Raw genomic sequence first — 13670 nt, 5'->3', positions numbered from 1 at the left:
CGGCAATCTACAGGCACACAGATGCCCGCGACAAGCGCAGGCATCCGATCAGCGCGCTTTCGCGCGACGTGGGTACCGGTTCGCGTGAAGAAAGCGCCTCAAATGAAGAAACCATCACGCTCACTGTTTCATATATCGATCGAAGAATTTGGCGATGTCGGTGAACGCCTCTCTCGTCTCGGGCGCGTCGACGTTCATCTGGTACTGGGCGTGCGACTGCCCCTCATAGACATTGAGATCGGCAATCACGCCGGCGCGCCGCAATTTGCGGTGCGTGCGAACCGTGTTGCTGAGGAACAGGTCGCGCGTGCCTGATGTCAGGATGGTCGGCGGAAAGCCCTTGAAGTCACCGTAGATCGGCGAAATGTAGGGGTTCTTCAGGCTGGTCCCGTTTGCATAAAGCTTCGCCGCGCGGCCGAGCCAGCCGTCCCAGGTCACCAGCTCATTGTCGACCCACTCATTGCTCGCATAGCTGTCGCCGATCCTGTCGATGTCGGACCATGGCGTGCCCGGCGCGATCGCGGCCGGCAGCGGCAGCTTCTCGTCCCTGGCGCGCAACACCATCGCGAGTGTCATCGCGCCACCGGTCGAGGTGCCGAAGATCGCGAGCCGGTGGCGCTCATGCGACCTCAAGACCTCCTTCCAGACCGCCATCGCATCGTCCAGCGCGGCTGGATAGGGGGAGTCCGGCGGCATCCGGTAGTCGACCGAGATCACCTTGAAGCCGCCAAAGCCGGCCATCATGATGGCTTCCGGCAACGCTGCCTCGCCGGGGCCGAACACGTAACCGCCGCCATGCACATGGATCAGCAGGCGGCGCCGGTTCTCGAGCGCGATCTTGTTCGGCGTGACGATGAAGCAGTGTACGCCGGCAATCTTGGTTTCCTCGACCTTGACGCCGAGCTTCGCCTTCATCGCCGGAAGACCCGCGACCAAGAGCTTGGCACGGCGATCGATCAGCTCCTTCCATTCCGCTGATGTCTTCGGGTCAGCGTTGAAATGCGTCGGATAGGGCGCGCCGATGATCGCCTGCATTTCAGGGGAGACGTCGCTGGTGGGATTGCCGATCGATTTGAGCGGCGCGACCCGCTTGCCGTTCTCGGCGTTGGCTGTGGCCTCGCTCCTGGCAAGGTCGTCGTATGAGGCTGCAGTCTGGGCGTGGACCGTGGCGGACGAGGCGGCGAGGGCGAGTGCAAGGCTGAGCGAAACAAGGCTGAGCGAAACGGTGGCGCGTTGCGGTTGACGCATGTGTTTTTCCCTTGGGATCCGCCTTTCGATTGTTAGACCGGGATCCGACGGTTCGCCGCCACGCTAGTACAGCGCCTTCAGGCCGTGAAGGGCGGCTTGCGAGACCCTTTGGAGCGCATTTTTCCGGCCTGCAGGGTCGCGCCAGCAGGCGTCGATTGTTCTGAAATCTGGAATGGTCTCTGTCGTAATCCGGCGATTGTACCAGTACGCTTTTTCTGTGAACGGTCGCCGCTCGTTCGACGGAGATCACATGCTTCTCAATCGCCGCACGTTCACGGCCATGACCGCAGTTTCGGTCGCGACGGCGGCAGTGCTGCCGTCCCAGGTGCGCGCCGCAGGGCGCTCGTCATTCAAGGCGATCGCCTTCGACGGTTTTCCGATCATCGATCCGCGTCCGGTATTCGCGCGCGTGGAGGAAATGTTTCCGGGCAAAGGTGCCGAGTTGAGCGCCTTGTGGCGCACGCGGCAGTTCGAGTATGGCTGGCTCAGGACGCTTGGTGGGCACTACGCCGATTTCTGGCGCGTCACCGAGGACGCGCTGGTCTTCGCGGCCAAGGCGATGAAGATCGATCTGTTGGCGGAGCAGCGCGACCGCCTGATGCAGACCTATCTGGAGCTGAAGGCGTGGCCTGACGTCGGGCCGGCGCTGCGACAGCTGCGTGACGCAGGCCTTCGCATGGCGTTCCTGTCGAATCTCACCGCGCCGATGCTCGATGCCGCCATCAAGAACTCCGGGCTTGAGGAGCTGTTGGAGCCTCACCTCTCAACCGACAGGGTTCAAGCCTTCAAGCCCGACGCCCGCGCCTACCAGATGGGCGTCGATGCGTTCGGGCTACCGAAAGAAGAGATTGTCTTTGCGGCGTTCGCCGGCTGGGATGTCGCCGGGGCGAAGTGGTTCGGCTATCCGACCTTCTGGGTCAACCGCGCCAACGCGGCGGTCGAGGAGCTTGGTGTCGCGCCTGACGGAATGGGATCGGGATTGAACGACCTCGTCGCCTTCGCGACGGTGCGCTGACTAACCCTCGGCCTTGAACGGACGTGTCAGCAGGCCTTCGATCGCCGCATCGATGGTCAGCCGGTTGCTCAGGATCGCGGCGACCGCGTTCGATACGGGCATGTCGACCTTTCGCGAAGCGGCGAGCTCACACAGCACTGGCGCAGTGAACGCGCCTTCGGCGAGCTTGCCGACCGGTGCTGCTTCACCGCGCCCGAGCGCGAGGCCGAGCGCGAAATTGCGCGATTGCGCGGTCGAGCAGCTGAGCAGCAGATCGCCCAATCCCGATAGGCCGGCGAGGGTTTCAGCGCGCGCGCCGCAGGCGCGGCCCAATCGTGCGAGCTCGCTGAAGCCGCGCGTGGTCAGCGCCGCAAGCGCGGAGGCGCCGAGATTCCTGCCGACCACGATGCCGGCGGCGATCGCCAGCACGTTCTTGGCCGCGCCGCCGATCTCGACGCCGCGCACATCGGTGGTGTGATAGGGCCGGAAGGTCGCCGAGCCGAGGGCCTGCACCAGTGCGCCCGCCAGCGCCTCGTCCCTGGCGGCCAGCGTCACCGCGGTCGGCAAGCCGCGCGCGACGTCGTCGGCGAAGCTCGGTCCCGACAGGATCGCGGGCACGGCGCCAGGCGCTGCTTCCGCGATCACCTCGGTCATGAATTTGTGCGTGCCGTGCTCGATGCCCTTGGCGCAGGCGATGACAGGCGTATCAGGTTTGAGATGCGGTGCGATATGCCCGACCGCGGCACGCAAATGCTGCGCCGGGGTCACGGCCAGGATGATGTCGGCGCTGGCGGCAGTAGCGATGTCAGACGTCACGACGATGCCGGGGTCGAGCTGGATGCCAGCCAGCTTCGGATTGATCCGCGTCGCCTGGATCCGCGCCGCGTGTTCGGCATTGCGCGCGTACAGCGTCACCTCGCGTCCGGCGCGCGCTGCGACTTCGGCCAATGCCGTGCCCCAGGCGCCGGCACCGATCACGCTGACTGACTTATGCGCGGGCATCAAAACCCTCGGTTCAATGTCCGGCGCGGCTATTGGCGTAGCCGGCCGGCGCCTTGGCGTTGGCATCAAGCAGCCAGCGGGCGCGCGGCGGCGCTTCCATCGTGTCGGTCAGGCCGAGCGCCAGCCGCTCGGCGCCGGCCCAGGCGATCATCGCGCCATTGTCGGTGCAGAGCGCCGGCGGCGGGATGATCAGCGTGGTCTGCGCCGCTGCCGCGACATCCTGCAGCGCGCTGCGGATCGCGTGGTTGGCAGCAACGCCGCCAGCCGCAACCAGCGCACGCGGCGTGCCGAACCGCTCCTCGAACAGTTTCAAGCCAACGCTCAGGCGGTCCGCGGTCGATTCCAGCACCGCCGCCTGGAAGCTCGCACAGAGATCGCTGATGTCCTGCGGTTCGAGCGGCTCCAGCCGGCTCGCTTCGTTGCGCACCGCGGTCTTCAGTCCCGACAGCGAGAAATTCGCATCGGGGCGGCCGAGCATCGGGCGCGGAAAGGCAAACCGCGTCGGGTCGCCGCCGGCAGCCGCGCGCTCGACCTCCGGCCCGCCCGGATAGGGCAGCGACAGCATTTTCGCCACCTTGTCGAACGCCTCGCCCATCGCGTCATCGACCGTGGTGCCGAGCCGCACATAGTCTCCGACGCCGACCACGGCGACGATCTGGGTGTGGCCGCCCGAGGCGAGGAACAGGCAATAGGGAAACGCCAGCGCGCAGGTCAGCCGTGGCGTCAGCGCGTGCGCCTCGAGATGGTTCACCGCGATCAGCGGCGTATCGTGCACCATCGCGATCGCCTTCGCGGTGGTGAGACCGACGATCACGCCGCCGATCAGGCCGGGTCCGGCGGCCGCCGCAACCGCCGACAATTGGGCATAACTGACGCCGGCCTCCTTCATCGCGGAGGCGACGATGCCGTCGAGCAGGTCGACATGGGCGCGCGCCGCGATCTCCGGCACCACGCCGCCGAAGCGGGCGTGCTCGTCGGTCTGTGAGCGCACGACGTTGGAGAGGATCTTCGCCTGCCCGTCGGCCTGCCGCTCGACCACGGCGGCCGCGGTTTCATCGCAGGTGGTCTCGATCCCCAACACCAGCATCGGTGGTTCGTGTCCCAATTTCGGCCCTTGTGCTACGAGCATGATCCGGACGGGCCGGAACCGGGTTCCGGCCCGATCTGCTCACTAGAAATGTTCCCTCCGGGGTAGCATTGCGAGGTCTTGAAGTGCAATCGGTCGGCAAGGTCCATTTTCCAAGGTCCAATCCAAGGTCCAATCCAAGGCTGGAGGCCTGAACCGTGACGATCCTAGTCACGCGGCCGCATCCGGACAGTGACGCGACGCTCGCGACGCTGCGGGGACGCGGCTTTGACGCCCTCGCGGCGCCGGTGTTGCGCTTCGAGCCGTTGCCGTTCCATGACGATGACGATTCAGATTATGACGCCATTATCCTGACCAGCGCCAATGCGCTGCGCGCGGTCGATCTCACGGCCAGCCGGCTGTTGCCTCTGCCGCTGTTTGCGGTCGGGGCGCACACCGCCGATGCCGCGCGCGCTGCGGGCTTCGACAGGGTGATCGTGGCCAAGGGCGATGCCAGCAGCTTGCGCGATCTCGTGCTGGCGCGGGTTAAGGCCGGTGAACTCGAGGCCTCGGCGACGCTGCTCCATCTCGCCGGCGCCGACCTCTCGCGCGATCTGGCGGGCGAACTGGGCGAAAAGGGGCTGACCGTCGTCACCCATACGACCTACCGGATGGCGCCGGTAGCCGCCTTTCCCAGGGAGGTCAGCGACGCCTTCATGGCGAACCGGATCACCGCGGTGCTGCATTATTCCCGCCGCAGCGCGCAGGCGTTCCTGGACACAATACGGGCCGATGGCGTGGAGATCTCGGCCCTCGCTTTGCCGCAATGCTGCATTTCGGCGGCGGTTGCCGCAGTGCTCCGTGACGCCGGCGCGACCAAGCTGGTGGTGGCGGCACAGCCCGACGAAAACGCCCTGCTCGAGGCACTCAGCCGCACCCTGCGGCCGTGAGCGGTATAATTCTTTCGTCTGGACATGATGTTAGGCGGTGCCCGGTTTTTCGGATCGTGCTCTAAGAACTTCGGCCGATTCTGATAGAATGTGCGGCCAATAGTTTTGAGGACCCCCTGCGATGGCTGAAGAAAGGCCCGACGACCCAGGACCTTCGCCGGATTCCCGGCCCAAGCGCGCGCCGCCGACCATCGATCTTCAGGCGACCGAGGTCTCCAGCGAGCCGCCCAAGACGGAGGGAGCCGAGGAGGCTCCCAAGGAAGCTGTCAACGAGGCTGCCGAGGCGGACGCGACCGCGGCTGAAGCCGAGCGCCAGCCCGAAGCTGCGCCGGAGGCGGAGCCGCAGCCCGAGACCGCCTCCGTGGCGCGGGACACTGAGCCGGCGCGGCCGGTGTCGCCCTGGGTGGTGGCGCCGGTATCGGGCGCCGTCGCGGCGGCGCTGGTGATCGGGGTCGGCTGGCTGCTCGGCTGGCCCGCGGTGCAGACGGCCTCGGCGCCGCAGCCCGGCGCGGTAACGATCGACGACCTCGGCACGCGCCTGACCGCGCTCGAAGCAAAGGCCAGCCGGCCGGCCACGGCGGCTGCCGATCCTGCGGCGACGGCGCGGCTGGAGGCGCTCGACAAATCGATCGCCGCGCTGCGCACCGAGCTTGCCGCAACACGGGCGCAATCCGACAAGCTTGCGGCCGCGGTCAACGACGCGAAAGCCGCGCCGCGCGATGGCGTAGCTGCGCCTGACATCTCCGGCATCACGGCGCGCATCGACAAGGTCGAGGGCGCGGTGAAGGCGCAGGGCGCCGCGATCGCCAGACAGGACAGCAAGATCGCCGACACCAAGGCCGAGGCGAAGGCGGACGATGCGCCGCTGCGCCGCGTGGTCGCGGCATCGCTGCTCGACGTCGCGGTTCGTCATGGCGATCCCTTTGCCTCCGCGCTCGAGACCGCGAAAACGCTCGCCGACGATCCCGCGATGCTGAAGCCGCTCGAGACGTTCGCGACGTCAGGTGTGCCGAGCCCGAACGCGCTGTGCCGCGAGCTGATCGAGATCGTGCCGCAACTGGCGCCGCCGGCGCCGGAAGCGGCGACGGCGAATGCCGGGCTGGTCGATCGTTTGCAGGCCGGCGCCTCCAAGCTGATCCGCATCGAGCGGACCGATGGCACGGGGACCGATCGCGGCAGCATCGTCGCGCGCGTGACATCGGCCGCCGTGCATAATGACCTCGCATTGACCGAGCGTGAGTTGAAGTCGTTGCCGCCGGCCGATCGCACTGCGGCGCAAGCCTGGCTCAACAAGGTGGACGCGCGCCGCGCCGCGCTCGACGCGTCGCGTAAATTTGCCGACAACGCCATGGCGGCGCTCGCCACGGTCAACCAGTAAGTCTTTGCAATAGGTTCTCGATGATCCGCATCATTCTGTTCCTGCTGCTGATCGCGCTCGCTGCAGCGGGCGCGGCCTGGATGGCCGATCAGCCCGGCGATCTCGTGATGTCATGGGGCGGCTTCCGCCTGACCTCCAAGCAGCCGATGTACCTGCTCGGCCTCGTCGTCGTCGCCTCGATGGTGGCGGGCGTGATCTTGCGCGGGCTGTGGAAGGTCCCCGGCCACATCCGCCGTGGCCGGCGCGAACGGCGTCACGCCCGCGGCCGTCATGCCATCACGCAAGGCCTGCTCGCGATCGGGCACGGCGATTCCGCAGGCGCCCGCGCGCATGCCGAAGTGGCGCGGCGCCATGCCGCGGGCGATCCGCTGGCGCTGTTGCTGCACGCGCAATCGGCGCAGCTCGATGGCGACCGCGACGGCGCGCAGCGCGCCTTCCGCGCCATGGCCGAGCGTCCGGACACACGATTGCTCGGCCTGCGCGGTCTGTTCATCGAGGCGCAGCGCGCCGACGATCCGGTGGCGGCCGTGATGATCGCCGAGGAGGCGCTGAAAATGTCGCCGTCCTCGTCATGGGCCTCGCATGCGGTGCTCGGCTTCTGCTGTGCCAAGGGCGATTGGGCCGGCGCGCTCTCGATCATCGACAACAACCAGACCGCCGGACTGATCGACAAGGCGACCTATCGGCGGCAGCGCGGCGTGCTGCTGACGGCGCGCGCGCTGGAGTTCGAGACTGTCGATCGCGACCTGTCGCGCTCGAGCGCGCTGGAGGCGGTCAAGCTGGCGCCGACCTTGATTCCAGCTGCCGTGCTATCAGCCAAATTCGAGAGCGAGGCGCATCAGGTGCGCCGTGCGATGCGCATCGTCGAGACCGCATGGCTGGCGCAACCGCATCCGGATCTCGCCGATGCCTATTCCCATGTCCGGCTCGGCGATGCCGCGCGCCAGCGCCTGGTGCGCGTCGAGACGCTGGCGGCGAAGACTCCGGGCCATATCGAAGGCGCATTGGCGATCGCGCGTGCTGCGATCGATGCGTCCGAATTCGCCAAGGCGCGTGCGGCGCTGGAGCCGTTCATTGCGGCGCCGACGCAGCGTGTCGCGCTGCTGATGGCGGAGATCGAGCGCACCGAGCACGGCGACAGCGGCCGGGCGCGGGCCTGGACGTTGCGCGCGGTGCGCGCGCTGCACGATCCGGTGTGGACCGCCGACGGCTATGTCTCGGATCGCTGGCGCCCGGTGTCGCCGGTCACCGGGCGTCTCGATGCCTTCCAGTGGCAGACGCCGGTGGCGGCGCTGCCGTCCGACAAGGGCCATGCGATCGAGCCCTCGCCCTTCGAGGAGGCGATGCTGGCGCCGCGGCGGGTCGAGCCGCCCAAGGAGGTGGCCGATGAGCCGCCAGCGGCAAAGCCGGTTGAGCCGGTCGAGGCCAGGCCGGTCGAGATGAAGCCCGTGGAGGAGCCGGCCGCGCCGCCCGTGCAGGATAACGCCCCGCTGCCGGCCGCCATCGAGGCCGAGCCGGCCCCTGCCGAAGCCGCCGCACCGGAGCCGGCCCCGCCGCCGGCGGCCGAACCGGCGCCCACGGCCCCGGCTCCCCTGTTCCGCTCCCGGACCGACCTGCCCAAGGCCGCGCCGGCGCCAATCCCCGCCGTGATCCCGATCATCCGGGCTCCCGACGACCCCGGGGTCGACGAGGACGGCGCCGTGGACGAATTTGCGGAACAAATCGGCCCGCCCAAGGCCCAGATCGGCGGCTGGCGTGGATTTCTGGCGCGTTTGGGTAGCTAATTCGCGGTTAGGTAACGGCTGTGCGGTTAAATAACCGCATCTTCTTGCCAATCGGGGTCATGCCCGATATCAGGTGGCGCGAATTATCAGGCCGTTGCCGAACGGTTCGCCGCAATAGCTCAGTTGGTAGAGCACGTCATTCGTAATGACGGGGTCGGGGGTTCGAATCCCTCTTGCGGCACCATTTATCTCTCTGATTTAGCATAGCTTTCTGTGCGCGCTGTTTCTAGGTTCGTCCCGGCGCCTCGGCAAGGAACCACCGCGTAACCACCAAAGCCCCGGACCTCACAAATGAGCGTGGCGCCTCCGTCACGCTCTTCTCCCAAACGATCCAAGCGCGTCCCCGGTGGCGGCAGATGCCTTTTGCGTCGAGCCGGCCCTTCACCACGGGAGCACGCTTAATGAATTGCGCGTGCCAGCGTGCGCGGCGCCCTAGTCTGTTGCGGGGATTCTCAATGTCCATGGCCGCGATTGCCGGGCCGATGGCGTGCGCTGTCGAGGATGATCCGGTGTCATCAGCCCGGCTCAACGTCCACGTGGACCCGCGCGATATTGTAGAGATTCACCGTTCCGCCGGTCGCTTTGCTTGGATCGAAAAGAGCGAGGTTTATGCCGTCGCTCACCGAGCTGCGATACACCACCCCGTCGAAGCCCCGCTTTTTGATGAACTCACACAGATATTGGCTCGCGATATAATCGATCGCCGCACGTTGCGGAACAACCGGCCGTGTTAGCTCATCGCCTAGCCGTTCAAGGAAAGGAAGATCGGCCCGAAGCTGACCAATTTGACTCGCATCCGAGAGAATGAATGGCGAGACGAGTTTCCGCGGATCGCGTAAATCGACTGCGGTAAGCGCTGGAATGGTGAAGTCCGCCACACAAGCGACATCTCCGGTGTGTGGTCGAATCTCGGCGGAGGCCGTTTCGGGTTTCGAGCCAAGATAGAGATAAGGAATCCCCGCGGGGTTGGCGCGTCCATGCGAAGCCAAATGCTTTGGCGGAGCATTCATTTCATCGATAGCATAAGTCCTATCGCCAGTTCGTATGCGTGCCCGAAACCATCTCGGCGGCAAGTTTCTAATTATGAGCATCCCTAACAGGTCGGCCAAGCGCTCCTTATCGATCTCCATATCAAGAAACCAGCGGTTCTTGTGCATCATTTCATCACGCAGCGTCTCCCACTTGGCAAGACCCTCGCTCTTATAGCTTGACGACGGTGAGAATGTTTGGCGCACAATCTCTCCGTCATCGAGAATTTCGCCAAGCAATTCCTTTGCGTGAGCAACATCCATTCTCGGATGAGAGAAGAGTTTCCAATCTTCCTTCATCCATTCGACGAGCGATTGTCCATCCGGATCGCGCTCGTAGACGTTGGAGAGCATTTCGAAAACAGTGCCTAGCGCTTCGGGCTCAACGAGCTGCACATTCTTGCTGCCGCAAAAGTCACAAGCCCCATTGCTCGAGCCTAGCGATGGGAAAATACTAGTCCGCAACCCGTGATCATCAAAGCACTCTGGGCAGCACCGCCGCTTGGCCATGCGAGAATCAACCGAAATATTTGGCCAGTGTCTCGATGTGGTGCTTCATCGAGAGCTTTTTCACATAGCCAAGGCCCGGAAAATGACCTTTAGCATGAAGTTCTCGAAACTCTTTGATCGCGTCTGTCTCGAATAACTTCGAATTTCCAGTGTTGAGCTTATCAATTAGCTTTTTGAGTGCTTGCGCGAACTTTCCTGCGGGATCGGTGGGAGTATCGTTCGTCGTCGAAACGAAGTGGTAGATGTACATGACATCGTCCTTTTCAGGATCGATGAACGTGAGGTGGATGGCAACCGCATAGGCTGGGCCACCGGTCTCAGAATAGCTGTCGCCGACGATAAGGAAATCGCCGAATCCCTGCATATTCAGATCACTACTGTAGGTGAGGTGCAGTTCTGAGAATTCTTCGAATTCTATCTTGGCATATTCGGCGTTCTTTCGCCGCTTGAAGCCATCGCGCACAAGGACCCGTGTGCTACCGTCGAAGTGCTTGCGATAGAGCGTATTCGCGTGATCTTCGATGAACACGTGCCTCGACGCCGCGAGTCCACCGCCAAGATAATCAGCAAGCGATTTCTGCGCCGTGAAACCGGCATGAACAAACGTTGGATTATGGTCCGCGTGCGTCTCGTACTTCTCGGTCGCGTCGGCAAGGGCCATGTCGCTCCGCAGGAGAATGCCCGCCGAGATCGCGTCGTTGCCGATGTAGCCGCCTTGAAGCAGATTTGTGATGCTCGCGCCGTCCTCCTGATGATCTCCATGGTACGGATTCACGATCACGATCGCCCGGCCGCCCGCTTCGCAAATCGCCTTAAGGGCTTTTTCCAGACCGCTTAAAGATTCGCGCACCGGCTCAATGATCGGCACGAACCCCATGGCGGCGAGCGTTGGCGCGGTCTCACGTACCGCAATCAGTTCGAATTGCTTGCCGCGGAAATATGGGTGGTACATCCGGCGCTATGCCCACGCCTTTGCAATATCGAGCGGCGTGCAGACAGCTTCGACGATCCGGCCATGATCGGCCCTGCGCACCGAAATTGACAGCGCGGCGGCCTGCAATGACCGCGGCAACTGATCAACAAGCTCGCTGAGCGGTGCGAGATTTCGGGTGTGCTTGAGCGTACGCACCATCTCGCCGTGCAACTCGGCTGGATCGAGGGACTCGAACAGTTTCCTCATCGCTGCATGACGCTGCGTGTTCGGCACGACGGGCACTGGCACGTTCAACGCCTTTAGGATCGTGGCGGCCTCGGCGCCCCGCAATGATTCGAATACTGTCACCGGGCAGATTCGCTCTGGAGAATCGACCGCATCTCGCACGGTTGAAATCCGGTAGCGTTTCGAAAGGCACATCACGCCGACGTCTTCGGGCACCACGGCGAACACGCCTGCGACATGCCCTTCGCTGGCGATCACGTTCACCGAGGCGAATACGCGCTTGTAATTCTCAACCTGATTGGCCAGACGCGCGAGCGAGTCCCGCTCGGACTTGATCTCGTAGACGGTCGCCGTGCCGTTGAGAATGACGATGTCCGCCTTGCATGCACCGGCCCGAAATTCGTTGAGCATCGAGGCCGTGCGCAGCGAGTGCCGGCCCATAAGGATTTTGTGGGCGAGCGCCGCGCGATAGATGTACTCGTCCCGCTGGCCTGCCTGTTGTAAGACCGCGAAGGCCGCGTCAAAGGCATCGGCCACGGTTGCCCGTCGGCCGCACTTGTCGGCGACCTCGGTCTGCCCAAGAAGCCGGCCCAACAATGCCGAACGTCCCTTCTTCGCCATCTCGCGGAACACGGCAGCGGAGAAGAAGCGAGTCAGCACGGAGAGTTCGGTTGCAGTAGGTTTCACGGACATCCTCGGCGCCCCCACGAGGCAATCTCGTAAAGGAATAGCTGATTCTAGCAGAAGTTCCGCCAACCGAAAGCGCAATCCACGCCCTCGGCGACCAGAACGATAGCCTCATAGCGCTCGGGAAGATCACGGGTCCTTCCTGCGGCCGCCGCCGGGTCGGGTTTGAGCAAAGCGTGGTGCAACGGCTGCCGGCCCACAAGTCGCAATTCTATCGACGGTCGACGCGCGTAGAGCACCAAGCAACGCCCAATTCGTGATGCTGGAGCACACTAGCCCGTCTGCTTACCCTCATAACAGGCTTAGCTGGTCGCTTCGTTCCGATCCGGTTCTAGGGCCTATGGCAGCCTCGCCAGTCGCTCATTTCCAACGCGGCCGGCTCCACTGGCGGGCACCACCGGAGGATGCTCTATGAGGCTGCCATAATGTCGCAAGTCCGTCGCTCAGCACTTCTGCTATCAATGGTAGGCGACGGACATGCGTCACGCTCCAACCTGAATCGCCGCACACCATGATGCTGGTGATCGTTCAGCAAAAACAGATGCCCGAATCTCCACCATCGCACGGTCCGACAGCCCGAGCGCTTTAAACTGCTCGAACAGCGCTCGATTTAACTCTGCATCCGTCATTCGCGCGAATGCTCCGGACTGGTCAATCTCATGTCTGTGCACAAGAAGTCCCGCAATCTTCGCGGCCAGCTTCAACCCGCTTATGGCAGCATCCAGATTGGGCTTGAAGATCCCAGTCGCGTCGCCGTCCCGGTCGTAAACCGGAAGCCCGCGGATAGATAAATCAATTACATGCTTTAGTCGGAGAATGATCCACTCTTCCGTAAGTGCGGCACGCTGTACGCCGATTTCTCTTGCCTTCGCCTCACTATGGGCGCGCTCCTCTACGATCTCTCGCACTCGGGCTTCAATCGACGGTCGTCTGCAAAGCCTACTCGCATTCGCGGGCTTGTAGACGTAGCCGGCCGCCCGGTACGCCTCGGCTTGGCTCTTACCGGAGGCAAGTGCATTGGCGACAATTTCGTGCTTCGGCTTTTGCAGTGTCGGCACGATTGGCCCCGTTGGTGTTATCTAGCCTTATCACAAATTTATCCGTTTAATCGGGCGGGCCTTTTCCTGTTTGCCCAGCGCCGCAGCGTATCGGCCCCGGCGCTCCTACCGCGCCTGCGTCTCGCATGAAACGGTTGTCCCCCCGTGCTATAAGTGGAACTTGGTGTAGTTGCGCCAGTGAACTGCTGAGGGCTGGAACAATGCCAATCAATCAGCTGCTGAAAGGCTGCGAACGCACGCCTGAGGAAATCGAACTTCTGAACAGGGCCTTCGATCACGCCCTACACTTACTAGGCGTGCTTGACCGTGACGACCCACTTTGCAGGATGGTGGCTCGCGACGTTATCGACATCTGCGCAGCAGGCACCAACGATCCGCGTAAGATCGCGAAAATCGCCGTAGAGCGGATGGGCCTCCGGTGAGTCGAGCGCTCCCCTCAGCGCCACCAAGCATTCATTCAGCTTGGGGGCGTTGTTTGATTCGGTGGCCTATTTCGCGTCTGCGAGTGGCAAATAGAAAATCCCAGCGCTCCGGGGTGAAGGCGCTGGGACTTTAAGGGTGAATGGAACGGGGCTGGGAAAAGTTCATCCACCCGATTGTCCAATTTCCCTGACCCGGATTCGTTCCTGCACAGTGGCCTGTTTTGATTTGGCGAGTGGGACGCTATTCGTTCTTTCCAAATCAACGAGTGGAGCGACAAAGGATTCAGCGTTCACCCCATGAAATGGGACGGGATAACGATAGCCGGTTGCGCCTCAATCGCACTTTCCGTGCTGGTTCTGATTGTCCTCTTCACGATGTAGGGC

Annotated in this window: 12 protein-coding genes and 1 tRNA gene; 6 read left to right on the top strand and 7 right to left on the bottom strand. The window is 63.7% G+C overall.

Going from position 1 to position 13670, the window contains the following annotated elements:
* Positions 1-120: 120 nt before the first annotated feature.
* A complete protein-coding gene (locus K359_RS0119810) occupies positions 121-1248 on the bottom strand; it encodes an alpha/beta hydrolase (protein WP_029080904.1) in 1128 nt (375 codons plus the stop codon).
* A 250-nt stretch (positions 1249-1498) separates the two neighbouring features.
* Between K359_RS0119810 and K359_RS0119805 the strand changes: the two genes are divergently transcribed.
* Complete coding sequence (locus K359_RS0119805; RefSeq protein WP_029080903.1) at positions 1499-2263, top strand: haloacid dehalogenase type II; 765 nt, start codon at positions 1499-1501, stop codon at positions 2261-2263.
* On the opposite strand, the gene K359_RS0119800 is transcribed toward K359_RS0119805, so the two are convergent.
* Both K359_RS0119800 and tsaD read right to left on the bottom strand, forming a co-directional pair.
* On the bottom strand, positions 2264-3244 hold the full coding sequence (locus tag K359_RS0119800) for an NAD(P)H-dependent glycerol-3-phosphate dehydrogenase (RefSeq protein ID WP_029080902.1): 981 nt from the start codon (positions 3242-3244) through the stop codon (positions 2264-2266).
* Between the two features lie 13 nt (positions 3245-3257).
* A complete protein-coding gene (gene tsaD / locus K359_RS0119795; RefSeq protein WP_029080901.1) occupies positions 3258-4331 on the bottom strand; it encodes a tRNA (adenosine(37)-N6)-threonylcarbamoyltransferase complex transferase subunit TsaD in 1074 nt (357 codons plus the stop codon).
* Between the two features lie 197 nt (positions 4332-4528).
* Here tsaD and K359_RS0119790 point away from each other — a divergent pair, with 197 nt between their 5' ends.
* From K359_RS0119790 to K359_RS0119775, 4 genes are all read left to right on the top strand, one after another.
* Entirely contained in the window at positions 4529-5260 is a 732-nt protein-coding gene (locus K359_RS0119790) for a uroporphyrinogen-III synthase (protein WP_029080900.1), read from the top strand.
* Between the two features lie 121 nt (positions 5261-5381).
* Entirely contained in the window at positions 5382-6638 is a 1257-nt protein-coding gene (locus K359_RS0119785) for a COG4223 family protein (protein ID WP_029080899.1), read from the top strand.
* A gap of 20 nt (positions 6639-6658) precedes the next feature.
* Positions 6659-8422, top strand: coding sequence for a heme biosynthesis protein HemY (locus K359_RS0119780; protein ID WP_029080898.1), 1764 nt, complete (start codon positions 6659-6661; stop codon positions 8420-8422).
* Positions 8423-8530: 108 nt separating this feature from the next.
* Positions 8531-8606 (top strand) — tRNA-Thr (locus tag K359_RS0119775).
* Between the two features lie 331 nt (positions 8607-8937).
* Here K359_RS0119775 and K359_RS0119770 read toward each other — a convergent pair.
* The 4 genes from K359_RS0119770 to K359_RS0119755 all read right to left on the bottom strand — a co-directional run bounded on the left by K359_RS0119770 (position 8938) and on the right by K359_RS0119755 (position 12864).
* Positions 8938-9846 (bottom strand): RES family NAD+ phosphorylase, encoded by a 909-nt coding sequence (locus K359_RS0119770; protein ID WP_245284666.1) that lies wholly within the window; start codon positions 9844-9846, stop codon positions 8938-8940.
* A 121-nt stretch (positions 9847-9967) separates the two neighbouring features.
* Positions 9968-10912, bottom strand: a complete 945-nt coding sequence (locus K359_RS0119765; protein WP_029080896.1) for a sce7725 family protein — start codon at positions 10910-10912, stop codon at positions 9968-9970.
* Positions 10913-10918: 6 nt separating this feature from the next.
* A complete protein-coding gene (locus K359_RS0119760) occupies positions 10919-11812 on the bottom strand; it encodes a sce7726 family protein (protein ID WP_029080895.1) in 894 nt (297 codons plus the stop codon).
* A gap of 476 nt (positions 11813-12288) precedes the next feature.
* Positions 12289-12864, bottom strand: a complete 576-nt coding sequence (locus K359_RS0119755; protein WP_029080894.1) for a hypothetical protein — start codon at positions 12862-12864, stop codon at positions 12289-12291.
* A gap of 200 nt (positions 12865-13064) precedes the next feature.
* Between K359_RS0119755 and K359_RS0119750 the strand changes: the two genes are divergently transcribed.
* Positions 13065-13286, top strand: coding sequence for a hypothetical protein (locus K359_RS0119750; RefSeq protein WP_029080893.1), 222 nt, complete (start codon positions 13065-13067; stop codon positions 13284-13286).
* Positions 13287-13670 lie beyond the last annotated feature (384 nt).

It is taken from the genome of Bradyrhizobium sp. th-b2 (assembly GCF_000426785.1).
Classification (GTDB): Bacteria; Pseudomonadota; Alphaproteobacteria; order Rhizobiales; family Xanthobacteraceae; genus Bradyrhizobium; species Bradyrhizobium septentrionale.
This window is presented reverse-complemented; position numbering and strand designations above follow the sequence as displayed.